This is a genomic window from Methylopila turkensis (assembly GCF_027922325.1).
Classification (GTDB): domain Bacteria; phylum Pseudomonadota; class Alphaproteobacteria; order Rhizobiales; family Methylopilaceae; genus Methylopila; species Methylopila turkensis.
Genome location: NZ_BSFL01000001.1, coordinates 888,131 through 910,500 on the forward strand (window position 1 = coordinate 888,131; position 22,370 = coordinate 910,500).

22 protein-coding genes and 1 pseudogene are annotated in these 22,370 nt (G+C 66.6%); 1 reads left to right on the top strand and 22 read right to left on the bottom strand.

Annotation, left to right across the window (positions count from 1 at the left end):
• Nucleotides 1-147: 147 nt before the first annotated feature.
• Complete coding sequence (locus PKE78_RS04155; protein WP_271199574.1) at nucleotides 148-387, bottom strand: hypothetical protein; 240 nt, start codon at nucleotides 385-387, stop codon at nucleotides 148-150.
• Between the two features lie 132 nt (nucleotides 388-519).
• Nucleotides 520-855 (bottom strand): hypothetical protein, encoded by a 336-nt coding sequence (locus tag PKE78_RS04160; RefSeq protein ID WP_271199575.1) that lies wholly within the window; start codon nucleotides 853-855, stop codon nucleotides 520-522.
• Nucleotides 856-1,164: 309 nt separating this feature from the next.
• On the opposite strand from PKE78_RS04160, the gene PKE78_RS04165 reads away from it, so the two are divergent.
• Complete coding sequence (locus PKE78_RS04165) at nucleotides 1,165-1,623, top strand: hypothetical protein (RefSeq protein ID WP_271199576.1); 459 nt, start codon at nucleotides 1,165-1,167, stop codon at nucleotides 1,621-1,623.
• Between the two features lie 25 nt (nucleotides 1,624-1,648).
• Here PKE78_RS04165 and PKE78_RS04170 read toward each other — a convergent pair whose 3' ends face one another.
• The 20 genes and pseudogenes from PKE78_RS04170 to PKE78_RS04265 form a co-directional block, all read right to left on the bottom strand.
• On the bottom strand, nucleotides 1,649-3,073 hold the full coding sequence (locus PKE78_RS04170) for a hypothetical protein (protein ID WP_271199577.1): 1,425 nt from the start codon (nucleotides 3,071-3,073) through the stop codon (nucleotides 1,649-1,651).
• A gap of 193 nt (nucleotides 3,074-3,266) precedes the next feature.
• Nucleotides 3,267-3,737 carry a DUF411 domain-containing protein gene (locus PKE78_RS04175; protein ID WP_271199578.1) on the bottom strand — a complete coding sequence of 157 codons (471 nt, stop codon included), beginning with the start codon at nucleotides 3,735-3,737 and terminating at the stop codon, nucleotides 3,267-3,269.
• A 62-nt stretch (nucleotides 3,738-3,799) separates the two neighbouring features.
• Nucleotides 3,800-4,543: a glutaredoxin gene (locus PKE78_RS04180; protein ID WP_271199579.1), complete on the bottom strand. Its 744-nt coding sequence runs from the start codon at nucleotides 4,541-4,543 to the stop codon at nucleotides 3,800-3,802.
• 61 nt (nucleotides 4,544-4,604) lie between these two features.
• On the bottom strand, nucleotides 4,605-5,054 hold the full coding sequence (locus tag PKE78_RS04185; RefSeq protein ID WP_271199580.1) for a DUF305 domain-containing protein: 450 nt from the start codon (nucleotides 5,052-5,054) through the stop codon (nucleotides 4,605-4,607).
• Nucleotides 5,055-5,109: 55 nt separating this feature from the next.
• Nucleotides 5,110-5,394 carry a copper-binding protein gene (locus PKE78_RS04190; protein WP_271199581.1) on the bottom strand — a complete coding sequence of 95 codons (285 nt, stop codon included), beginning with the start codon at nucleotides 5,392-5,394 and terminating at the stop codon, nucleotides 5,110-5,112.
• A gap of 23 nt (nucleotides 5,395-5,417) precedes the next feature.
• On the bottom strand, nucleotides 5,418-5,888 hold the full coding sequence (locus PKE78_RS04195; RefSeq protein ID WP_271199582.1) for a cupredoxin domain-containing protein: 471 nt from the start codon (nucleotides 5,886-5,888) through the stop codon (nucleotides 5,418-5,420).
• A gap of 25 nt (nucleotides 5,889-5,913) precedes the next feature.
• The gene (locus tag PKE78_RS04200; protein ID WP_271199583.1) at nucleotides 5,914-7,314 is read right to left on the bottom strand and encodes a multicopper oxidase family protein; all 1,401 of its coding nucleotides are present in this window, start codon (nucleotides 7,312-7,314) and stop codon (nucleotides 5,914-5,916) included.
• 14 nt (nucleotides 7,315-7,328) lie between these two features.
• Nucleotides 7,329-8,672, bottom strand: a complete 1,344-nt coding sequence (locus tag PKE78_RS04205; RefSeq protein WP_309299089.1) for a TolC family protein — start codon at nucleotides 8,670-8,672, stop codon at nucleotides 7,329-7,331.
• Nucleotides 8,673-8,770: 98 nt separating this feature from the next.
• Complete coding sequence (locus tag PKE78_RS04210; RefSeq protein ID WP_271199585.1) at nucleotides 8,771-8,995, bottom strand: hypothetical protein; 225 nt, start codon at nucleotides 8,993-8,995, stop codon at nucleotides 8,771-8,773.
• Nucleotides 8,996-9,116: 121 nt separating this feature from the next.
• Nucleotides 9,117-9,524 (bottom strand): hypothetical protein, encoded by a 408-nt coding sequence (locus PKE78_RS04215; protein WP_271199586.1) that lies wholly within the window; start codon nucleotides 9,522-9,524, stop codon nucleotides 9,117-9,119.
• On the bottom strand, nucleotides 9,521-9,796 hold the full coding sequence (locus PKE78_RS04220; RefSeq protein ID WP_271199587.1) for a metal-sensitive transcriptional regulator: 276 nt from the start codon (nucleotides 9,794-9,796) through the stop codon (nucleotides 9,521-9,523). The genes PKE78_RS04215 and PKE78_RS04220 overlap by 4 nt, the downstream gene beginning before the upstream one ends.
• Nucleotides 9,747-10,196: a (2Fe-2S)-binding protein gene (locus PKE78_RS04225; protein ID WP_271199588.1), complete on the bottom strand. Its 450-nt coding sequence runs from the start codon at nucleotides 10,194-10,196 to the stop codon at nucleotides 9,747-9,749. Before PKE78_RS04225 ends, PKE78_RS04220 begins: the two co-directional genes overlap by 50 nt.
• A gap of 158 nt (nucleotides 10,197-10,354) precedes the next feature.
• Complete coding sequence (locus PKE78_RS04230; RefSeq protein ID WP_271199589.1) at nucleotides 10,355-11,467, bottom strand: alkene reductase; 1,113 nt, start codon at nucleotides 11,465-11,467, stop codon at nucleotides 10,355-10,357.
• A gap of 48 nt (nucleotides 11,468-11,515) precedes the next feature.
• Nucleotides 11,516-12,457 (bottom strand): annotated as a pseudogene (locus tag PKE78_RS04235) (glycine betaine ABC transporter substrate-binding protein).
• A gap of 29 nt (nucleotides 12,458-12,486) precedes the next feature.
• Entirely contained in the window at nucleotides 12,487-12,774 is a 288-nt protein-coding gene (locus PKE78_RS04240) for a putative quinol monooxygenase (RefSeq protein ID WP_271199590.1), read from the bottom strand.
• 125 nt (nucleotides 12,775-12,899) lie between these two features.
• Nucleotides 12,900-13,583, bottom strand: coding sequence for a VOC family protein (locus tag PKE78_RS04245; protein ID WP_271199591.1), 684 nt, complete (start codon nucleotides 13,581-13,583; stop codon nucleotides 12,900-12,902).
• A 309-nt stretch (nucleotides 13,584-13,892) separates the two neighbouring features.
• A complete protein-coding gene (locus PKE78_RS04250; protein WP_271199592.1) occupies nucleotides 13,893-15,191 on the bottom strand; it encodes an MFS transporter in 1,299 nt (432 codons plus the stop codon).
• 123 nt (nucleotides 15,192-15,314) lie between these two features.
• On the bottom strand, nucleotides 15,315-18,161 hold the full coding sequence (locus tag PKE78_RS04255) for an ATP-binding protein (RefSeq protein WP_271199593.1): 2,847 nt from the start codon (nucleotides 18,159-18,161) through the stop codon (nucleotides 15,315-15,317).
• Between the two features lie 250 nt (nucleotides 18,162-18,411).
• Nucleotides 18,412-19,131 carry an SDR family NAD(P)-dependent oxidoreductase gene (locus tag PKE78_RS04260; protein WP_271199594.1) on the bottom strand — a complete coding sequence of 240 codons (720 nt, stop codon included), beginning with the start codon at nucleotides 19,129-19,131 and terminating at the stop codon, nucleotides 18,412-18,414.
• A gap of 317 nt (nucleotides 19,132-19,448) precedes the next feature.
• Nucleotides 19,449-22,139, bottom strand: coding sequence for a tetratricopeptide repeat protein (locus tag PKE78_RS04265; protein WP_271199595.1), 2,691 nt, complete (start codon nucleotides 22,137-22,139; stop codon nucleotides 19,449-19,451).
• Nucleotides 22,140-22,370 lie beyond the last annotated feature (231 nt).

Here is a 22,370-nt window from a genome sequence, read left to right on the forward strand (position 1 = left end):
GGTCGGTGCTGCGGCTCGTTCACAGACTCACCAGCAGCCGGCGCGACCGGGAGCTGCTGGTGTGGCCTTCGATGTCGAGATTGCGGCCAGCGGCGCCCTGAGCGCGCTGGGGCGCGTGTTGGCGTTCTCGGCGCGCCAACCTTGTCGTCACCACATGCCCCACTCCGGGTTCTTCAGGTTCGCCTCGAGCGTAATCGCCTCCTCCTGCCGCCGGCGGTCCTCATCGCGAAGGGCGATGATCTCGTTCGCCCGCGCGAGAGGCCGACGCAGGGCCGCGGCGGTCCACTTGTCCCCGCGGGCCGGGCGATGTCCCCGAGCGTTCAGGAAGTCCGCAATCTTCGAAACCGCGGTGATGTTCTGCGACCGCGCCTCCTCGACCAGAGGCACCAGTTCCTCGGCCCGGCCGTCGGCCTTACGCCCTCGCGGTGGCGGCAGCGATCTTCCGCGCCTCGGCGATATCCAAGCGAGCGACCGCTCCCGGCTTACTCCAGGCACCTACTACCGCCGCTGCGGCAAGGTTCAATGATGCATTTCGAAGACGATCATTTGCTCGGCCAATCGCCCCTCCCATTCGGAGGCGACGAAGGCCCAGCCGCCAGAAAAATGTTCGAGAAAGACGCTGTTAGGGTCAGCAATGTGAAGCGAGATCTGCTTCCAGCGCTCGTAGCATTGGTCCGGTGACGTCCAGCGAAGTCGGTCCCCAACGTTCGCCTCAACGAACAGCATCGGACTGACCCTTAAACGCGTCTTTATTTCTTCTACAGACAAATAGGCCACACGACGCCCGAAAGCTCCTACCTCGTCCCAGAGTTCATCGAGTGGGATCGATGTGACAACGCGAAGGCTGGCGTCCATCAAAGTTGCCTCCCACTCCAGTCTGGTCGACCTTAGTCTGCGGCTCGCAATAACCGAATTCCAAGCAGCTTGGTCAAGCTCATGCGCTCGCCAGCTTACACTGCGGTCGGAAGCTGCTGGGTAGCTGCCGATAACGAGAACGCCGCCAGCGGCGCTCGCTGAGTCACCGGGCGACATTCCAGATCCCCTAAGCTGCCTGCCTCACGTCTTCGATCGACTGGCGGCGAACCGCGCGCCGGGCGATAGTCTGGGTTCGCCTCCTCGCACACCGAGGCGCCCGCGGCACGGGCGCATGACTGTCGCTGCACCATGACCAAGAGCCAACTCCGCCTAACAATCGAACAGGACGACACGCTGACCGTGGTGATCCACGCCAAAGTCACTACGTCGACGTTCTCCGGCTACAGCGCGGCTCACTTCGAACCGATGAGCGTTCGCCAGACATTCGTCCCTGCACTGATGGCGTTCCCTCTCTCCTCGGATAATCCCGCCACTCTTGAGGGAGGGTTCTGGAAACAGGGCGTGCAAGGCCAGCTCGATCAGATCCATCTTAGAGTAGTCGTTCGACCGCATGGAACTCGAGGAGCAATCCTCGTTCACACCGATGTTGCGACTGAAGTTTGGAACGGCGCGGACGTTGACCTTCAGCAGACCTGCACCGCTCGCTTCTTGACGAGCTATGAAGAGCTCAACAGATTTGCCTCAGCGCTCGATCAAGCCCTCGGTGCTATGTCCGGTGAGGTGGCTCTCTCAGCAATGGAGCTTTAGGCGCTCCCTGCTGCGAAGAGCCCACTCAGGCGGCCAGCAATACAGGTGGTTCTGCGCGCCGGGCGCCGGCGACAGGATCTGATCGCCGAGCAACGCTGCGCGGGCGGCTGACGACGCGACGACCGTGACGTGCGGCGGCGCGCCGGGCGCAGCGAGGAGCGGCCGATGGGCGCGCGGCGGCACGATCGAGGTGGGCCGCAAGGGCCTCGAGCACCGAGGCGGGCGGCGACAGAGGCGTCAGCGTGGTCGACCCCAGCATCGCCCGCACGTCGGTCGGCCACCGGAAACGGGGCTTGCGGGTCGGCCTCGAGGCGCGGGGCGTTCCGGCCACGCGCGCCTTCTGGTGCGCCCTGAAGGCCTCGTAGTGCGCCTTCGCGAGAGAGCGGAGCGGGCCGGACATCTTCATGGGCTCGCCCTTGAAGCGCGGCGCCCAGCTCGTGCCGGCGATGCGGGGCAGGAACTTCGGGTTGCTGAGATGCGCGTGCTTCATCATGTAGCTTGCCCAACCCACGCTGTAGACGGGCTTGACCATAAGCTGACGGCCGCGGCCGAAACCGACGCCGCCCGCGAGCTTGAGGGCCTTCTTGACGTCCTTCATCTCGTGGTCGGCGATGACGATGAAGCCGTGAACGTGAACGCGCCGGTCGTCGCGCATGAACAGCTTGGCGAGCGCCTTCTTCTTGCGGTCAAAGTCCCGCTCGAGGTCGAACGCCAGCGATCGCTTTTTGTCGGAGGTGCGATCCTCCACCGCCATCGCGAACAGCATGAGCTTCTGGATCTTGCCGAGCCGCAGGCAGATCCGGCGGTAGATCCAGTCGGCTGCGTCGTCGACGGCGCGGGCCTTCGCCTCGTTGGCGTCGTTAAGGTGCAGCGTGAAGGCGTAGACCTGTCCGGCCTCAAGGGCCGCATAGAACGCCGCGTCGAGCCGCATGTTGGCCGAGAGGTCGCGCTCCGCCGCGCAGGTTCGGTGCGTGGTCGGGTGGCCGATCCAGCGGGTGGACCAGTGCGGAAAGCTGCTGACCGACGTGGGCGCGGCCGAGGCGTCCCCGTCGGTCAGCAGGTCCTCGAGGAGGTCGTCCGCGGCCTTCTCGTTGTCGTTCTCAGCCTCAGGGTGGAAGGAGGAGGAGAAGGTCTTTCCCTTATAGACTACACCGACCCCGTGACGGGCGCTGAGCCGACCCTGCGCGAACGTCTGGTAGTCTAAGGCGTGCGCCGCGTCGCGACGACGTGAAATCACGCGGCCCGAATTTACGCATCTGTCAGAACGCGGCTTCGACGACGGCCTAGTTGAGGCCGGCTCGTGGCCGTCGACGGGCGCGTGTGTCTGGCCCTTGGAGGCCGCCAAGCGCACGTGCGAGGGCCGCGAGCTGACATCCGCGAGGAAGCGCGGGCCGCTGCGAAGGTCGTGGTCGTGGTGATGAACGTCGTTGTAGGCGAGCTGCTGGTGCATTTTCCGCGTGCGGGGTCAGCCGCAAATTGATGTAGAGCGAAGTTGACCTCCATTATGCGGCACCGCGCGCGCATCGGTCAATAAAAAGGCCGCCGGGGTGACTAGTCCCGGCGGCCTTTTTTTTCGCTCTACACACATCAGGCATGCACTGCCTCATATGTGCAGACACTATACATCGATCTCCAACGCAGCGCTAGATCGAATTGCCGCCCTTGAACTTCATGAAGGAGCGCGGCTCGCCATCTCCGAAAGCCATCACGTCGTAGGTTTCGGGATCGCGACCCTCGACCTCCATGCCGGGGGAGCCGATCGGCATCCGGGGAACCGCGAGGCCACGAATCTTCAGGCGCTCGGCCAGCAGGCGGTCGATCGCCGAGGCGGGCACGTGACCCTCGAGCACGTAGCCGTCGATCTCGGCCGTGTGGCAGGACCGCAGGCCGACGGGCACGCCGAGCTTCGCCTTCACGGCGTTGATGGCGTCGGTCTCGACGGACTCCGCCGGGTAGCCGGCCGCGCGGACATGGTCGACCCAGGCCTCGCAGCAGCCGCAGGACGGGTCCTTGTGGACCACCATCCGCGGCTTGGCCCCGGCGCGAGCCTGGCCGACTGCGACGACTGTCGCGATCAGGGAGAGCGCTATCCTTCGGGTGATCAACTGCTGCATCGTTCCCTCCTCGGCTCTGGATGTTTGGGATCGGCGACCGCTCTTGTCGGCGGCCATGCGAGTTACCGCAGGAGCATCCAGACGGCCATGCCGACCATCATGAGGTTCTCAGTCAGAGAGACGAAGCCGAGCGGCACGTTGCTCGAGCCGCCGACGCAGGCGCATTTGAGCTCTCGTTTGTCCACATAGACCGCCTTGAACACCGACGCCGCGCCGATGGAGCCGATGAACAGCGCGACCGGGATCGACACCCAGTGCAGCGCGCCTGCGGTCATGAGAACGCCAGCGAGGGCCTCTGCGTAGGGGTAGACGTAGCCGTAGCGAACCCAGCGCTTCGCGAGCAGGTCGTAATTGAGGAACATCGTCGAGAAGCTCTCGACGTCCTGCAGCTTCAGCAGCGCAAGCACGCACATGCTGATCGAGACGAACCACTCCGCGGCCTGGACCGTGAAGGGCGTGCCAAACGCGGCGTGGCTCACCGCAAGCGCGATCAGAGCGGCCATCGCGAACACGGCGGCGACTGGCCTGTAGCTGGTCTCGCCGGGCTTCGGGACGTGCAGCCCGAAATGGCGGCGCAGGTCGTCGTAGCCGCCGATGCGCCGTCCCTCGACAAAGACCTGCGGGGTCGTCTTCACCCCGTGCTCGGCCTTGAACGCGTCGGTCTCCTCGCGCGTCCTCAGCCAATGGTCTTCGACCTCGAAGCCCCTGCGCTTCAGGAGGTCGACCGCCTTCGTCCCGTAGGGACAGACGTGCGACGGCATCACCATGCGGTGGATCGAGGCCGTCGGGTGCGTGGTCGTGCTCATGTCGTCTCCTCGACGCCGGGCGCCGCCATCGCGGCCGCCCCCGACGCCTGCCGTGTGGTCGTCACTTGGCCCGGGCGTTCGCCCACGCCTCGAACTCGGAGATCTCCTTCTCCTGGTCCGCGATGATCTTCTTCGCCCAGGACCTGGCCTGTTCGTCCTTGCCGTGCTGGAGTTCGATCCTGCTCATCGCCACCGCGCCGAGATGGTGGGCGATCATTCCGCAGACGAAGGCGAGGTCGGGGTCCTTGATCCCGTGGGTCGCGCGCATGGTCCTGTCCATGTCCTGCATCGCCTTCATCGAGGCCGTCTGGGCCTCGCCCATGTCGGACATCGAATGGGCCGCCATGTCGCCCATCTCCATGGCCTTGCCTGTCATGCCCTGCCCCGGCGAGGCGTCCTGACAGGCCTTGGGGAGGCTTTCTGTGCCTCTCGGGGCCTGCTTGGCGTCCTGCGCCATCGCGGTCGTGCACGTCGCGACCAAGGCCGCGGCGGCCAGAATGAACTTGCTCATGTCGAATCTCCTGATGGGATGTCGACGGGCGCCGGTCGCGCCCGCGCGCTCGAAGTCATTTCCTGCGGATCTTGGTCACGGTGATCTGGCCGTTCACGCGCTCGGCCTCGAACGTCACCTTGTCGCCGACCTTGACGGACTTGAGCATCGCGGGGTCGGCGGCCTTGAAGACCATCGACATCGGGTCCTCCATGTCGAGGCTCTTGATGGGGCCGTGGTCGAGCGTGATCTTGCCGGCGGCCTCATCGATCTTCTTCACCGTGCCATCGGCCGCGAGGGCGGCGGATGCGGTGAACAGCGCAGCGGCCAGAACGGCGCCGGCGGTGACGAACTTCTTCATCTGGGTCTCCTGGGGTTTGCGGGTCACTTGACGGCGACCGTGCCGTCCATTCCGGCCTCGCGGTGGCCGGGGATCAGGCAGGCGAAGTTGAACTCCCCGGCCTTGGTGAACTTCCAGACGATTTCGCCGGACTTGCCGGGTGAGACGCGCCGCCCGTTCGGGTCGTCGTGCTCCATGTCCGGGTTCTTGCGCATCGCGATCGCGTGGCGGTCGTTCTCGGCGCGGGTCGCGAGCATGAACTCGTGGTCGACCCGGCCCTCGTTCTTAAGGACGAAGCGCACCTGCTCGCCGCGCTTGGCGGCCATGGCGCCGGGCTCGAACAGCATCTTGCCGTCGTCGGTCTCCTTCATGACGACCTCGACGGTGCGGGCGGGCTTGGCCGGATCTCCCGGCTCGCCATATGCGCGCGCCTTGCCGTCATGGCCGGGGTCGGCGAGCGCGACGGCTGGCGCGAGGACCGCTGCGAACGCGGCGGTGAAGATGAGCTTCCTCATGGGCTTTCTCTCGTGGGTTGGTGTGTCAGTGGTTGGCGTGCCCGCCGCCGCCCTTGGGCTTGACGACGTTCATCTCGACGGAGCCGGGCCTGGTCGGTCCGGCCGCGGCCTTGGAGGCCACGGGGGCCTCGCCCTTCCACTCGAAGGCGACGGTCCCCTCCGGGTGCTCGAACCAGCCGGGATCGCGGTAGTCTCCGCGCGCGAGCCCCTCGCGGACCTTCACGACCGAGAACATCCCGCCCATCTCGATCGCGCCGAACTGGCCGAAGCCCGTCATCATGGGCAGCGTGTTGTCCGGGAGCGGCATCTCCATCTCGCCCATGTCGGCCATGCCCGCCTGTCCCATCGGCATGTAGCCGGGGGCGAGCTTCCGGATGCGCTTGGCCACGTCCTTCTTGTTCACGCCGATGAAGTTCTGGAGCCCGTGCCCCATGGCGTTCATGGTGTGGTGCGACTTGTGGCAGTGGATCGCCCAGTCGCCAGGGGCGTCGGCGACGAAGTCGAAGGCGCGCATCTGCCCGACGGCGCAGTCGATCGTGACCTCGGGCCAGGCGGCGGCCTCCGACACCCAGCCGCCGTCGGTGCACGACACCTTGAAGTCGTAGCCGTGCATGTGGATCGGGTGGTTGGTCATAGTGAGGTTGCCGAACCGCACCCGGACCTTGTCGCCCTTGCCCGCCACGAGATGGTCGATGCCGGGGAACACGCGGGTGTTCCAGGTCCAGAGGTTGAAGTCCGTCATCTCGGCGACGCGCGGCACGTAGGCGCCGGGCTCGATGTCGTAGGCCGACATCAGGAAGACGAAGTCGCGGTCGACCCGCCGGAACGCCGGGTCCCTCGGGTGCACCACGAAGAAGCCCATCATGCCCATGGCCATCTGGACCATCTCGTCGGCGTGCGGGTGATACATGAAGGTCCCGCTCTTCCTGAGCTGGAACTCGTAGACGAAGGTCTGGCCGGGCTTGATGTGCGGCTGGGTGAGGCCGCCGACGCCGTCCATGCCGGACGGCAGCAACTGGCCGTGCCAGTGCACCGTCGTGTGCTCGGGCAGGCGGTTCGTGACGAAGATCCGGACCTTGTCGCCCTCGACCGCCTCGATCGTCGGACCAGGCGACTGGCCGTTGTAGCCCCAGAGGTGCGCGACCATGCCCGGCGCGAGCTCGCGCACCACGGGCTCGGCGACGAGATGGAACTCCTTCCAGTCGCCGTTCATGCGCCAGGGCGCGGTCCAGCCATTGAGCGTGACCACGGGGTTGTAGTCTGGGCCCGTCGTAGGGACGACGGGCGGCTGCATCGTCGCTTCCTTCATGATGGCGGCCTCGGGGATCGAGGCGGCCTGGACGCGGCCGGAAACGGCGCTCGCCGCAACCAGCGTGGTAGCTCCCGCCGCGGAGGCGGACAGGAAGGATCGGCGCGAGACGGTCATGGTCTGTCTCCCGGTCAATGGGGTGAGGCCGCGGACGCGGATGCGGGAGAAGCCGACGCTACGGCGGCCGAGGTCGCGGAGGCGGGCGCGCCGCCCCCGATCAGGGCCGCCTGGAAGTCGACGTCGGCGATGAAGAAGTCGCGCTTGGCGCGGATCGCCGCGACGTTGCTCGCGACGTTCTCTCTGGCGTTGGTCAGGAGCTCGAAGGCGTCGACCAGCATCCCGTTGTAGCGGAGCATCGACTCCTCGGAGATCGTCCTGCGGAGCGGCAGGACCCTCGCCTGGTAGGAGCGCGCGATGTCGTGGCGGCCGCGCCAGGTCTGGTAGGCCTCGCGGGCCTCGGAGCGGGCGTTGACGGCCTTCTCCAGCAGGCGGTTGACTGCGCCCATGTAGGTCTCGCGGGCTCTCGCCGATCGCGCTTTGCCGAAGTCGAAGATCGGGATCTGGACGGCGACCTCGAAGCCCTTCGGGTTCGCCTTCTCGCCCTCGGCCGAGCGGGCTCGGTTGGCGATCCCCGTGACCTCCAGCATGGAGATCGCCCGGGTCTGCTCGGTGAGCCCGTATCCTTGAGCGAGCGCGTCGAGCTCGAGGCGATCGGCGATGATGTCGACGCGGCGGGAAAGCGCTACGGCCTCGACGTCGCCCTGTGGCTTCAGCTTCGGCAAGCCCGGCAGCCGGCCCGGCAGCTTGAAGTCGGCGTCCCGGCCCCAGAGCCCGAGTTGCCGCGTGAGCGCCTCGCGCTCCTTTGCGGTCTCGAGCCGCGCCTCCGCGAGCTCGGTCGAGACCTCCGCGTAGAGTGCGCCGGACCGCGCCTGGTCCAGCTTCGTCGACGCCCCGGTCTCCCCGAGCTTCCGGGTCAGTTCGGCCGCCGCGCCCGCGGACGCTCTCGCGGTCTCGAGGAAGCCGACGGTCTCGCGCGCCGCCACGGCCCGGATCCAGGCTCGGCGGGCCTCGGCGGCCGTGCGGAACGTCGCGGCGATCGCCTTCTGCTGCGCCGCCCGGAACTCCGTCTCCGCGATCCTGGCGCGTCGAGGCAGCGTGAGGAGCTGCAGGAGATCGGCGATCAGCCTCCGCTCGACGTCGAGGTCTCCCGAGCCGGCCACGCGCTCGAGCGACACGGTCGGCGACGGGGGCAGGCTTGCCTCCACGTAATCCGCCTCGGAGACGCCAAGGGCGTTGTATCCCGCCTGCAGGCCGCGGTTGTTCAGCAACGCGATCTGGACGGCGCCGTCGGCGGTCAGCGGCCGGGCCAGAATCAAGCGGACCCGGCTCTGCGCCGCCGCGGCGTCCGCCGGGGTCACGATCTTCGCGGTGTCCTTGCCAAGCTCCAGCGAGACCCGCGAGACGACGGGGACCATGCCGCCGTCCGGCGAGACGGAGGCGCAAGCGGCGAGCGTGGCCAAGGCCGCCGTGACCAGGGCCGCCCTCGCAAGGCGCCGGGATCGGGTCGCGACCATCACATGTCCCCCGACTTGTTCGGAGCGACGCCTCGGTTCTGATCCGCCCATGGCTTCGGCGGCACGGGCCGGTGGTCGGCCGTGCCCGCCGTGACGGACGCGTAGCGGGCGGCCGCCACCCGAACCGTCGGGTCGGATGGATCGCGCCCCGCCACCGGAGGCGGCGGTAGCGTGGAGCAGCCCGCCAGCAGCGACGCTGCGGCGGCCGTGAGGAGCGGCTTCATGAGAACCCCGGAAACTGATCGAGCGGACGCGGACGGCGCCGGAGGCGCCGCATGACGCGGTCGGTCAGGTCTCACGGGTGCTGCGCAGGCGCGGGAAGCGCGTGCGGAACGTCAGCGAGGCTCAGCCGACCGTGACGGCCAGCGGTCTCGGAGGTCGCTTGACGTGGGTCGTGGGGCCGCTGTGAGCGGTCGGCTCCGGCAGGGACGGCCCCGCGGTCACCTCGATGGGCAGGGGCGTCAGAACCCCAAGTTCCTCGGACATCGCGGCGTGGCAGACGCTGCTGCAGCAGCGCGTATCGCCCGACTCGCCGTGCCCCCGGCAGTCCGGGTCGGTGGAAACGGCGACGTCCGCCGCCCGGCTTTCCACCGATGGCCCAACAGACACGTTCTCGACCGAGGACAGTCGCCGGGACTGCTCCGCGGCGGCCGGAGCGTCGTGCCCGGCATGCGCCTCGCTCGGGCTCGCCCAGGCGGCGGCCACGAAGACGGCGAACACGACGGCGGCGATCGTGCGGAAGATGGCGCTCATCCGCGCACCCTGCCGAGCACATTTACGAGCTCCGCCACCTTCTGACGCTGCTCGTCCTTGTCGCCGGACTGGATGGCGTTCTCGACGCAATGGCCGACGTGGTCCTTGAGGATCTCCTCCTCGACCCGCTTGAGAGCGGCCCGGACGGCGGAGATCTGGGTCACGACGTCGATGCAGTAGCGGTCCTCCTCAAGCATGCGCGCGATGCCGCGGACCTGGCCTTCAATCCGGCCCAGCCGCTTCGCGCAGGAGGTCTTGGTGGCGCACTGCATTAGAGATAGCTACCCGACGGGGGTATTCCTCGCAAGCCTGACTGTGAAGGCTGCCAGCTCGGGGCAGCGCCGCCGCGGACATGATCTGACCGGACTGGCAATAACCGCACTGCACGACGTCGAGTTGGAGCCAGGCCTTTTGAATCCGCCTGCCTTCAGGCGTTTCGCCGATCGCTTCGATCGTCGTGACGTCCGCGGATCCGACGTCCGCGGCCTGCGTGATGCAGGACCGGACCGCCAGACCATCGAGATGGACTGTGCAGGCGCCGCACATTGCGATGCCGCAGCCGAACTTGGTGCCGGTCAGTCCCAAGACGTCGCGAAGCACCCACAGCAGGGGTGTGTCGGGATCGACGTCGACGTCGTATCGCTTGCTGTTCACATTGACTGCATAAGCCATCGGAAACCCCTATCCCGACCGACGACGCCATGTGCTCGTCAGTTTAGACTGGCCAAGCCATAGAACTCAGGCAGGTGCCTCATCGGAACAACGAAGAACTACCAGGATACCGAAGCAGTCTCCTTGTATCGACTCTTCGATCTCTCCGACGCGCCGCTCTAGGGGCTGACGAATTGATCCAGTGTTCGGTAGTCGGTGTAGCCTTCCGCTCCGCCGCCATAAAACGTCCGCCCGTCGGCCTCCGCGAGTGGCGCGGCGCGGCGCAAGCGGTCCACGAGATCCGGATTGCCGATGAAGGGCCTGCCAAACGCGACCATGTCGGCGTGGCCCGACGCGACGGCTTCGATCGCTAGGTTTCGATCGTAGCCGTTGTTGGCGATGTAGGAGCCCCCGAAGGCCGCGTGCAACGCTTTGTAGTCGAATTCCGCGGCCGCGTTCGGGCCACGGGTCTGGCCCTCAACGCAGTGAAGATAGCCGAGACCGAGCCTGCCGAGTTCCGCCGCCAGCCGTCCGTACGTTCCCTGAGGATCGCCGTCGAGAGGCGTGTCGCCGACCGCGCGTGTCATCGGCGACAAGCGGACGCCGGTTCGGTCCGCGCCAAAGATTTCGGAAACCGCGGTCGCCACCTCGAGCGGCAGACGGATTCGGTTCTCGACAGATCCTCCATAGCGGTCGTCGCGCTTGTTTGTGCTGTCGCGGATGAACTGCTCCAGCAGATAGCAATTCGCCGAATGGATTTCGACGCCGTCGAACCCGGCCTCCTGCGCGCGCCGGGCGGCGTTCCGGTAATCTTCGATGACGCCGACGACCTCGTCGGTTTTCAGCGCCCGCGGCAGGGAGGGAGGCGCCTGCGTCTGGTTCTCGAGGAAAATGAGTTCTCCGGCCTGGATCGCACTGGCCGAAACCGGAGCCGCGCCGTTCTCCTGCAGGCTGACATGCGACATCCGTCCGACATGCCAAAGCTGACACACGATCTTGCCGCCCTCGGCATGGACCGCCTCGGTGACCGCCGCCCAGGCCTCGACGTGTGCGTTCGTGTAGATGCTTGGCGTGAACGCGTAGCCGCGACCCTGACGCGAAATGTTGGTCGCCTCGGTAATGATGAGCCCGGCGCCGGCGCGCTGTCGGTAGTATTCGACCGCGAGCGCGGAATGCACGCCGTTCATGTCGGCGCGCGAGCGCGTCAACGGCGCCATGGCGACGCGATTGGCGACCTCGATCGCTCCGATCCGGGTGGGAGAGAACAGACTGCGTTCAGGCGCAGAGGTCATCGGCGAGATCCTTCTCGCGTGGAGTTTCCATGGGCGGCGATAGGCGATTCAGGCGTCCAACCAGCCGGACACCAATCCTTGATTGGCGGCCATCCATGTTTTGGCGGCGTCGCGCGGCGACTGCTTCCGGACGTTCACAAGCCAGTCCATTTCCGTAACCCCATCGAGCCCGAGTTGGATGCGGGACAGGATCGCGCGCGTCTTCTCTGACAACCTCTCGAACCGCGCGCGGGGCGCGACCAGCGAGGCGCGGTTGACGCTTCCCAGCACCGCCTTCGGATCTCCGAGCGGCCGCAAGACGCCGTCGCGGTTCAGGAATTGCGGCGCCTAGGTCGGAAACACGATCCAGCGCTTCTCGGCGAGCGCGGCGTCCAACGCTCCGGTCCAGTCGGCCGGAGAACCTGTGCGGAACTCATAACCAAGGGTCCCGAGCCCGTAGTCCGTGACCGCCTTCTGCGAGACGACTGAAATGGTTGCGCCGGGCCCGATACCCTGGATGCGCTTGGCCATGCGCTCTGTGACCGCGGGCTTGGCCAGGTCCGCGATCGTCGCGACATCGCTTTCGGGCACATAGGCCGGCGTCGCCCAGAAAAAGCGCGCGCCGTCATAGAGCTTCGTGACCTCCACGGCGTCGGCCCCGTATCGCGCCCAATAGGCGCCGTGGCCCTCTGGCAGCCATGCGGCGGCCATAAGGTCGATCTGGCCCTCCGCGAGCCAGGGAAACATCTGCTCATGGGGCGCCTGGCGGACCTCAACCGTGTGACCGAGGCGCTCCAGCACCTCGTGCACCACGGCGCCGGTGACGGCGTAGAAGCTCAACTGGACCTGACCGAGCACGACCGGCGCCCCGGCCGCGAAGCCTTGCGCCAGAGCTTTGCCCGCGATCAGCGCGCTGGCTCCGCCAATCATTGCAGACCGCCGATCGACTACAGCCCGTCTGGCGTCGATGGCAGTGGAGCCGGGTTCCGGACAGCGTTTACGCTCGCGCATTTTTGTCCTCGCAGGCAGTATCCACGGTGTCAGCGCGACAGGCCGGGCAGGATCTTCATTTTCGTGACCTTGACCTCGCCGTCGGCGAGATCTGCGAGCTTCGAGAACCACGTCGTGACGTGAGGTGTTTTGTTGTGCGCCTCGAAATCCGCTTCGGTGGCGAAGATCTCGTAGAAAATGATCCGCCCCGGCGCGGACCGGTCCTCATGAGCGAAATAGACGAGGTTGTTCGGCTCGGCTCGAACCGCGTTCACCAATGGCAGCGTCGCCTCGCGCAGCTCACGCTCCTTGCCGGGCTTCGCCTTGATCTCGGCCACGACGGCGATGGCGCCGTCCGGGATCTTCGCATATCCGGCGACGAGCCTCTCCTCGGCGACCGCCGGTGCCGCGGCCATCCCGGCGACGAAAGCGAGCCGAGCGAACCAACCCTTGCAGCCGCCGGTCATCGAGAAGCCATCATCTTCCGGCGGGCTTCGAGCGCGTCGTCGAAGACCTTCTTCACGGGTCCGAGCGCCTGGACGAATTCGAGCTGCTCGCCTTCCGGCCCCTTGCAGTAGATGAGCCGCCACCCGTTCGACTTGCCCTCGGTGATCGGGTTGGAGTTGGCGTCGAGCGGCGCGGCCTTGCGGGCCGCCTCCGACGTCACGGTGACGACGCGGTTCGCGCGCACCTGATCCATGCCGCGCCGGGCGGACTCCGCTTCGAGATCGCGGATGAAGGCGTTGAAGTCGACGTCGTCCCGGATGTGGAAGCAGATGTGCATCATCCGCGGGAAAGCCGGGCTCATATGGTCCAGCGCTTCCGCAAAGCTGACGGGGCCGCCCATCGGCTGGTTCGCGTCGCGGTACTGCAACAGCTCGATGACGACGTTGTCGAACTGGATGAAGCGTACGTCGAGGCGTTGGGCTCCGCCGCGCAGGTCCGGAATGCCCATGGTGCGGGGATTGACGTTCCGATCCCGCGCCTCGATCTCCTGATCGGTCAGCAGCGTGTTGTGGATGCGCTCCCCTTGGAAGTCGCCGTCGCGCATGATCTCGGTCCCACCGAGGACCTCGGTGTAGAAGGCGTAGGCGCGCTCCATGTGTTGCACCGTCAGCCCGAAGTGCTGGACGCCCTGAAGCCTCAATCCCAGCGATCGACTGTTTGCGCTCGACAGCGCCGGCGCGGAGAGCGCTGACGTGGGTAGACCCGCTGTGGCGGTGGCGAGTCCCGCTATTGCGACGGCCCCCGCGCCCCGAAGCACCGTGCGTCGCTCGACAGCGGCGTCGCTGTCGGCGGATCTTCCCGCTGTTATATCTCGCAGTTCCATCAGGTTTCTCCAGGCAACAAGCATGCTTGCCGAGAAACTCTAAATCCGAAGGTTGAAATTCAACAGTTACTGGACTGTAAAAGGTTGTAAAAACAAGTAAAGACAACGACACGCAGCGTGGATGGTCTAGCCCTTTCTCGCGTCGAGCTGCTTGATCGCTTCCGTGGCGTCGATTGAAGACGAGACAGCCAAGCCCTCGGCATGCGTTCGGTCGGACACCAGCAGCATGAGAAGGGGGGCGACTGATCCGAGCAGGCCCGCGACGCCGAACGCCATCACGCTGCTCGGGCCGTCGGCGCTCAGAAGGGCGACGAGCAGGGACGGACCTGCGCCCGCGCCGACGCAGAACGCCAGATAGTTGATCCCGTAAATCCTGCCGAAAGCCGCCGTGCCAAAGCGTCGGGCGAGGAGATACCCCATCGCGTCGCCCTCGGCGCCGACTGCGAAGCCGAACAGGGCTGCGCTGACGAAGGCGGGTGTGACGCCGTCGGTCGCGGCAAGCAGGAGGTGGCCCATCGCTGGCGCGATAAAGGCGAGACATGTGAGCGCCCGAGGCGGACAACGATCGAGCGAGGCTCCAAAGCCGAGCCGCGCCAGAACCAGCGCGACGCCCACCACGGTCATTGCGAGCGCCGCTGTTTCAGGCGTCGCTCCGCGATCGGTCAAAATCATGGGCAACGAAACGGAGCCGGCGAGCGCGACGAGGGCCGTAAGCAAGAACGCCGTCAACAGCAGCCAGAAGTCTCGCGTCAAAGCCGCCGCGACGACGACCGACCAGCCGCCGCGGTCCGGTGAGCGCAGTTCACCGCGTCGCGGATCACGCAGCATGAACAACGCGACCGGAGACAGGATCATGGCGGCGCAGACGCCGGCGATCACAAGGGCCATGCGCCATCCAAACGCTTCGATTGCGAGCGAAAGCAGCGGTGGCACGGTCGCTATGCCGAGGCCGGAGAAAGCGAGCGTCAGCCCGAGCGCTGCGCCACGGCGTTCGTGGAACCATCCGACGATGATCTGCGAGTAGGCCACGCCGGTCTGCGCGCTGCCCAGCAAGCTTGCGAGAGCGACCCAGACCAGAAGGCTCGACAGGGTTTGCGATCCCAGGCCTATTCCGATCAGGCCCACCGACATCGCCAGCGAAGAGAAGATCAGAACCCGCCGCGGCCCGAAGCGATCCGTCATAAGGCCGATGACCGGGGACATGATGCCCGTGATCAGGCCGACCGGCGCGATGGCGGCGGCTACGCCCGCCCGAGACCAGCCCGTCTCGGCGGCGATCGGGTCGATGAATACGCTGAAGCCATAGATGAGGAAAATTCCGACGCTGAGATACATGCCAAGGCCGGACGCCAACAGGATAGACAACCGGCCGTCAGGCGCGCGCTCTTCACAGAGAAGGTTCAGTCCGGCGAAACGGCTCGACATCGGCTTCTTGCGCCTGAGTTCGCTTGACGCGACGACGCAGCATGGCGTCGCGAGGCCCGCCGCCGCTACCTAGATCGGTTGCTCGGACCTCTCTCGACACGATGCGCCGTCAGTTACAGTTCATCATGCCAGCACGGCCGGCGATAACGCCGCTTCTTCCGGCCTCGGATGATCGCCGGCCTCGAAGACTTCGGCGCCCCGTCTGGAGACCTGCGCCAGAAGGTCGTCGGCCTCCATGCGCCGACCTTGATCGCGGAGTAGGCGAGAGAGACTACCCACCGCGCGCAGCTCGAAAGAGAAAGCTTCGATCTCTTTGGACGACTGGATCGATCGCAACAACTTCGTCTCGACTACGTCGGGCGGCGCGCCTTCCGCGCTGGATAGATTAGCGTCAATTCGCAGCAGTTCACCGAGGCACCAGCGCTCGTCCTGCAAGCTTGCGAGAGCTTCATCGACAACCGCGCGCGCTTCCGCCAAGCGACCAGACCTTTCGAGCCCGCTCGCAAGCGCCCCCAGATAAGCAGGACGTCGCATGCGAAACCCTCGATCCGTAAATTCGTCGAGCGCCGCGCGCATGAGGCCGACGCCGTCGGGTCGTCCCTGCTGAATCTGGAGCACGCCCGTCAGGCAGCGGCCGATTGCGTCCCACACCGGCATGGCTTGACGGGCGGTGTGGCCGAGGAACTCCTCCAGCCAAGCCTGCGCTCGATCCCAACTTCCGACATACAGCGCGACTGGGATGGCCGTATGGGCGAAAGCGTTGCAGAGCGCCAGAGCATGGCCTGACCTTCTTGCGTCTTCGAGAGCTAGCTCCGCGAGGCTCATTGCTTGCTGGGTTCGCCCCTGAAGCCAGTGCACGTTCGCCAGCGTTCCACGGGCCGCGATCCTCGGATCGAACTGGAACCGCGCCGGATGCTCCCAATGAAGCGGCGCCTCATAGCGATCAATCATGCGCTCAAGGACCCCGCGGGCCTCGGCGAGACGTCCAAGATAGCGAAGCGCGGTGCCGGCTTGCCGGCCCAAATTCACTTCGGCGGCCCTGTCTCGAGCCGCGATCGCGATTTCCCTTGTGCGGACGGTGAGTTCGAGAGCGGCGCGATGCTCTCCCCTCCACGTATGATAGTCGGCCAATCCCCAACACGCTTGAACCCCATGCGAATGGTCGCCAAGCCGCTCCGCAATTTCGGCGGTGGTCCGCCATGCATCCAAAGCGCGCTGCGTCGGACCTTGGGTCTGAAGCAGAGTTGAGCCGAGAGCGAAGCTAAGCTTCATCTCGGTCGCGCCATCGTCATGATCTCTAGGCCATCGGGCGTCGAGGGCGCGCTCCATGTGGCGACGGCACTCATCGACGAGCGAGCGCGCTGTCCAGATCGGGATGGACGCCGCCGTCATCGCCGCGCCGAGCGTCGCGTCGCCATGATCGGAGAAAGCCCAGTCCAGTGACTGGCGCAGATCGTCGATCGATCGTCCATGCTCATCGAGCCAAGCGGCGGACGGCCTGCGCTCCCACTCTCTCTCGGCCCGCAGGAAAAGCGCCAGAACATGCTCGGCGTGCCGGCGAGAAAGCGTCGCGACCTCGTCGCGTTCTTCCGCCTGCCGGAGAGCATAGGCCCGTATGGAATCCAGAAGCCGGTAATGAATGCTGCCGCCCGAGTTCTCGGCGCAGACCAACGATTTGGAGACAAGGGCGCCGAGCCTGTCTGCGAAGTCCCCCGGCGCGACGCCCTCGCTCGCGACCGCGAGGGCGGAGTGGAGAGTAAAGGAGCCCGCAAACATCGACAGCCGGCGCAGCGTCTCCTGCTCGCAGGCCGGCAGCAGGTCGAAGCCCCAGTCGATTGCGGCGAGGAGCGTCTGGTGGCGCGGCAGATCGGTGCGTCGGCCACGGGTTAGCAGCCGGAATCGGTCGGACAGAAGCGAAAGCAACTCCGGGATTGCGAAGGCGTCGGCCCTGCGCGCCGCAAGTTCGATCGCAAGCGCGATGCCGTCGAGCTTCCGACAGATGCCCGCCACTGCCTCGGCGTTCGCATCCGTCAGGGCGAAACCCCGTTCGGCCGCGGCGGCCCTTTCCACGAAAAGCTCGACTGCGGGGAACCGCAACGCCTCCGCGGCGGTCAGCGGCGCGTCCGGGGGCGTTGCGAGAGGTTGAAGTCGCTCGACGATTTCTCCCATCGCGCGCAGAGGCTCGCGGCTCGTGGCGGCCACATGAACCATCGGGGCCTGCCTGACGATGTCCTCGACGATCCGCGCCACGGCGTCCACGAGATGCTCGCAGCAGTCGAGGACGATCAGCATGTTCATATCGCTGAGCATCACGGGCAGCGCCGTCGCGCCGTTCTGCAGATAAACGCCAGCGCCCACCGTCGAGGCGATGACGCCGGGCAGCAATTTTGGATCTCGAAGCGCAGCGAGATCGATGATCCAAACGCCGTCCCGGTACTGGTCGATGAGCGTGCGCGCCAGCGCGATCGCGACCGTGGTCTTTCCGATCCCGCCCGGGCCCACGATAGTGATGAACCGCTTGGCGGGCACATCGCGCGCCAGTCGGTCGATGACGTCATCCCGTCCGAGCGGCGGTGTCCAACTGGATGGTAGATTGTGCAGCTTGGCGGACGTGGGAGACGCCGCGATGAGCGATCCCCTACGCTCGACAGGCGCCACGAAACGATAGCCGCGCCCGTTGGAGGTGGCGACGAAACGATCGCTTTCGGACCCGTCACCCAGCGCGCGGCGCAACGCGGCCACCTGGACTTTCAAATTAGCGTCGGCGACCGAGGTGTCCGGCCAGATGCGCGCCATCAGTTCATCACGAGCGATGATTTCGCCGGGCCTCTCGACCAACGCCTGAAGCAGATCGAGAGCGCGGGAGCCCAGACGTATTGGCGTCTCGTCTTTAAAAAGGGCCTGCTGCGCCGGAACCAGGCGAAACCGGCCGAAGCGGAACTCGCTGATCACGATGGGCGCTTCGTTCACTCGTCGTCCCTCGGACGTCCCCGGATCGTGGGACGGCGGCGCGCCGACGGCGCTGGGTCGCGGAAAACGTCGGACCGCGTCACGATAGAGATTGCGCGCCGAGGAGCAATGTTGTCGAAGCCGCCGCAGAGTGCGCGTCACAATGATGCGAGACATCGCAGCAAGTCGCACCATTGCCGAGACATCTCGCATCAGTGGCGTCCGTGCTGAGGACGCCTATCGACACGCATGAACGCGTCGCAGCCGGGGGTTATTGCGCCAGGTAACCCCCGTCGATCGCGAGTTCGGCGCCGGTCACGTAGCTCGCCTCGTCGGAGGCGAGGAACAGACAGCCATACGCAATCTCATCGGGCTGCCCGCCGCGCTTCATCGGCGTTGCAGCGATGACTGTGTCGTTGAGTTCAGCATCCTGCGCGTCGGTCAACGGCGTGTGGATGAAGCCCGGATGCACCGAATTCACCCGGATGCCATCGCCCGCATAGGTCATGGCGGCGTTCTTTGACATAATCCTGACGGCGCCTTTGACAGCGTGGTACGAGTGAGCGCCTGCGACCGCGGCGTTTCCCCAGATCGAAGAGATGTTGACGATCGAGCCTGACTTTCGCGGTCGCATCACCCGCACGGCCTCGCGCATGCCGAGGAAAACGCCGGTCTGATCGATTGAGATCATCCGATGCCACGCCTCGAGGTCGAGCTCATCCAGGGGCTCGTAGGCGATGATGCCGGCGTTGTTGATCAAAACGTCGAGCCGACCATGCCTGTCGACGATGGTCTGGACCGTCGCCTTCCAAGCGTCTTCGCTCGTCACGTCGTGGCGCATGGCTTCAATGCCATCTGAATATGGTTGTGGAGGCGCAACAATGTCTGTCGCGACCACAATCGCGCCTTCCTTGGCGAACAGTTCCGAGATCGCGAATCCGATACCGCCAGCCGCTCCGGTAATGAGCACGACTTTCTTGTCCAGTCTCATGAGCCTCTCCCTACAGCGTAGCTTCGCAGCGAGGAGAGTAAATGAACGCCAAATTATGGAGCGTAAATATTAGTAAAAAAAGGAAAACACCTATCGACAACATTTGTTTTTTAGCCCAACCGCACATCGCGCGTGAATTTTTTGGCTCTACTCCCGCCTGCCTCTACGCTGCTCAGACTCGAGCGCACGAATGAGGGCGGGTATGCGCCATTAACCGCCCTTGGCGTTTTGCCGGAAAGCGGTCGTTCGGCATCCTTACGAGCCAGTCATTCGATTTTCTGCCGCAGCGCGTGGCCGACACTTACTAAATCGCACCGTCACCACCGGATCTTGGCCTCGCCCCCAAAGGTCGAGCGCGTGAAACCGTCGCCGGTGGAGTTCGCGGAGCTCACCTGATGGGCCGCATAGGCCGATAGCGTGACCGCGGGATCGACTTCGTAGCTCAGCCGAAGCGACGCGGACCAGATAGGGCGCGATCCGTCCGGGTCGCTCGCCTCGTAGCCGGCCGCGCCCTGGAGATCGTACCGCAGCTTGCCGAACAGCGGTCCGTAGAGCTGCGCCGTCGCCTCGGCCGACGCGTATCGGTTCGGGTTCCAGTAGCCGTGGTCCAGCTCTTCGGCGAAATCGAAGGCGGTGCCGCGCACGCCGAACCAGACGTCGGAGGTGGACTCGATCAGGCGCGTCTGCGCGGTCACCTGGCCCCAGACCCGCTCGTTTCCGTCGTCATAATGCGTGTAGAAGCTCCTCGCCCAGACGCGGATGTCGTAGCTCGGCGTGTAGTCCACGAGGGCGCCGAACTCGTTGGTCTGGATGCCGGCGACGATCGAGCGGGGGTCGTCGAGATCCATCCGGGACGCCCGCAGCGAGAGCCGCCAGGCGTCGTCCGGCAGGAGGCTCGCGGTTGCGACATAGTTCAGCGAGACGTGCTGCCCCGGGCGCTCGTCCCGCACGTTGAGCCGAAGCAGGCCGTCGACCTCGAATTTGTCGCTGACGCGCCGCCGGCCGGAGACGCCCGCCGAATAGATGTCCACCTTGGGGAACGGGTGGCCCCAGTAGCGGGTGACCGACGCCTGCGGCGTAAGCTCGCCGAGGCCGTAATCGAAGAAGTGGGTGTGCGCCACGCTGGCGGACCGGATGCGAAGACCGTCTTCCTGCTTGATGTAGCGCACCTCGGGCAGCGTCGTCGGACGCGCAGCGGCCTGGATCTCATCGAGCAGCTTCTGCGCCGCGGCCGCTTCCGGATGCCGCGCAAGCGTCCGCTGCGCGATCGGAAAGGCGATGTCCGGGCGCCCCATGGCGCGGCGCGCGTAGGCCGCGAGCACGAGCGTGTCGCGCTCGACGTCCGGCCGGTCCAGCAGCGGCTCCACCCGTGCGAGCGCCGCCCGATGCCGGCCGAGGGACGTCTCGGCCTGACCGGCGCCGCGCAGCGCCCGTTCAAGGCCGGGAGCGACGCGAAGCGCTCGGTCGAAGTCGACCAGGGCTTCGCGGTGGCGGCGGAGCGTGTTCAGGGATTCGCCGCGGCCGACCCGGCCGTCGACGTCGTCGGGGCGCTCGGCCAGAAGGTCGCCATAAGCGGGAACGGCGGCCTCGTGCTCGCCGCGCCACGCCAACGAGCGGGCGAGGCCCAGCCGCGCCGCACGCCGCTCCTCGCCGTCGAGGTCGGCGTAGCGCAGCATGACGCGATACTCGACCTCGGCCTCCCGCTGGCGGCCGGCGTAGAGCAACTGGTCGGCGTATTCGCGGATGAGCGCGCGGCGCCGGCCGGGCGCGAGGCGGATAGCCTTGGCGAAGCGTCGGGCTGCGCCGGCGTTGTCGGCGCGCCCCGCCGCCGCCCGCGCCGCCCCGACCACCGCGTCGACAAGCGCCGTGCTCGTCGCCGCGTCGCGCTCTCCGGAAGCGATCAGCCGTTCGAGCGCTCCGGTCGCCTCGTCAAAGCGGTTCACCCAGAGCAGGGCGAAGGCGAGGCCCCGGGCGGCGCGCTTGCGGTCGTCGGCCGGCAGCGATCGCGACGCCATGGCCTCGCGGTAGAACGGAATGGCCTCCGCCGGCCGGCCGGCATAGGCGATCTGGTCGGCGTACTCGCGCAGCAGCGTCAGGCGGCGTTCGGGCGCCGCGCGCCGCGCGCGCCGAAACAAGGTCGCGGCCTCCGCGTTCCGGCCGTCGGCGGCGGCTTTTCGGGCGGCGCCGACGAGCGCGTCGGCCAGCGCGCCGCTCGCCTCCCGATCCTGCGGCGTCGCCCTCGCGAGCCGCTCCCAGTCCGCGATCGCTTCGGAGAAGCGGCCGCTCCAGAGCCGGGCGAACGCGAGGCCGCGTTCCGCCCGCGCCCGGTCCGCAGGGGACAGATCAGAGCGGGCGAGCGCGTCGCGGTACAGGCCGACCGCGACGTCCGGCTGCCCGGCGTAAGCGGTCTGGTCCGCGAATTCGCGGGCGATCTCGGGCTGGCGGTCCGGGCTCCGCTCAATGGCGCGAGCGAACAGCGCGGCCGCCTCCTTGTTTGCGCCGGCGTTCGCCGCCGCGCGGCCACCGGCGATGAGGGCGTCGCCGAGGCCGCGTCTCGCCTCGACGTCGCCGGGGGCGGTCGCAAGGATCCTCTCCCAGACGTCGGCGGACTCGGCGAAGGACCCCGCCCAGGTCAGCGCGGCCGCGAGATGCCGCTCGACCACCGCGAGCTCGGTCGGCTGCAGCCCCGCGCCTTGCGCCTCGCGGTAGAGGGCCACGGCCTGTTTGGGGTCTCCGCCATAGGCGATCTGGTCGGCGAACTCCCTGAGCAATGCGCCGCGCCGGCTTGGGTCGCGCGCCATCGCCTGGCGGAACAGGTCGGCCGCCTCGGCATGACGAGACCCGTTCGCGGCCGCGCGGGCGCGCGCGACGAGGGCGTCCACGCTGTCAGCCGGCGCCTCCGTCTGCGCACGCGCGACTAGCACGCCGCCGGCCCCGGCGAAGGTGACGGCGAGCGCCGTCGTCGACGCGACGAGCGCTTTCCGCAGTCCCGCAACCCCAAGCGTCATGGACCGGCTCTGTCCCCTCCTGAGCGCCACTTGGCCCATCGAGCCCCTTTACGGATGCACCGCAACTGATTGCTGATCATTCGCTGATATTCTGATTTGCATCATGAGGCAAAGTAGAGAAGTTGGGAATCGCCAGTCTCATGGCGGCTTCGGGCCGCGGTGCGGGGGATGCTCACGATACATGCGCTACATGTCCCGATTTGAGACGAAGACTCCTTGGAGACCGAGCGA

Coding starts and splice junctions, on each gene's coding strand:
- PKE78_RS04160 (WP_271199575.1), bottom strand. CDS start 855: ATGGACGCCAGCCTTCGCGTTGTCACATCGATCCCACTCGATGAACTC.
- PKE78_RS04165 (WP_271199576.1), top strand. CDS start 1,165: ATGACCAAGAGCCAACTCCGCCTAACAATCGAACAGGACGACACGCTG.
- PKE78_RS04170 (WP_271199577.1), bottom strand. CDS start 3,073: ATGCACCAGCAGCTCGCCTACAACGACGTTCATCACCACGACCACGAC.
- PKE78_RS04175 (WP_271199578.1), bottom strand. CDS start 3,737: ATGCAGCAGTTGATCACCCGAAGGATAGCGCTCTCCCTGATCGCGACA.
- PKE78_RS04180 (WP_271199579.1), bottom strand. CDS start 4,543: ATGAGCACGACCACGCACCCGACGGCCTCGATCCACCGCATGGTGATG.
- PKE78_RS04185 (WP_271199580.1), bottom strand. CDS start 5,054: ATGAGCAAGTTCATTCTGGCCGCCGCGGCCTTGGTCGCGACGTGCACG.
- PKE78_RS04190 (WP_271199581.1), bottom strand. CDS start 5,394: ATGAAGAAGTTCGTCACCGCCGGCGCCGTTCTGGCCGCTGCGCTGTTC.
- PKE78_RS04195 (WP_271199582.1), bottom strand. CDS start 5,888: ATGAGGAAGCTCATCTTCACCGCCGCGTTCGCAGCGGTCCTCGCGCCA.
- PKE78_RS04200 (WP_271199583.1), bottom strand. CDS start 7,314: ATGACCGTCTCGCGCCGATCCTTCCTGTCCGCCTCCGCGGCGGGAGCT.
- PKE78_RS04205 (WP_309299089.1), bottom strand. CDS start 8,672: ATGGTCCCCGTCGTCTCGCGGGTCTCGCTGGAGCTTGGCAAGGACACC.
- PKE78_RS04210 (WP_271199585.1), bottom strand. CDS start 8,995: ATGAAGCCGCTCCTCACGGCCGCCGCAGCGTCGCTGCTGGCGGGCTGC.
- PKE78_RS04215 (WP_271199586.1), bottom strand. CDS start 9,524: ATGAGCGCCATCTTCCGCACGATCGCCGCCGTCGTGTTCGCCGTCTTC.
- PKE78_RS04220 (WP_271199587.1), bottom strand. CDS start 9,796: ATGCAGTGCGCCACCAAGACCTCCTGCGCGAAGCGGCTGGGCCGGATT.
- PKE78_RS04225 (WP_271199588.1), bottom strand. CDS start 10,196: ATGGCTTATGCAGTCAATGTGAACAGCAAGCGATACGACGTCGACGTC.
- PKE78_RS04230 (WP_271199589.1), bottom strand. CDS start 11,467: ATGACCTCTGCGCCTGAACGCAGTCTGTTCTCTCCCACCCGGATCGGA.
- PKE78_RS04250 (WP_271199592.1), bottom strand. CDS start 15,191: ATGTCGAGCCGTTTCGCCGGACTGAACCTTCTCTGTGAAGAGCGCGCG.
- PKE78_RS04260 (WP_271199594.1), bottom strand. CDS start 19,131: ATGAGACTGGACAAGAAAGTCGTGCTCATTACCGGAGCGGCTGGCGGT.
- PKE78_RS04265 (WP_271199595.1), bottom strand. CDS start 22,139: ATGACGCTTGGGGTTGCGGGACTGCGGAAAGCGCTCGTCGCGTCGACG.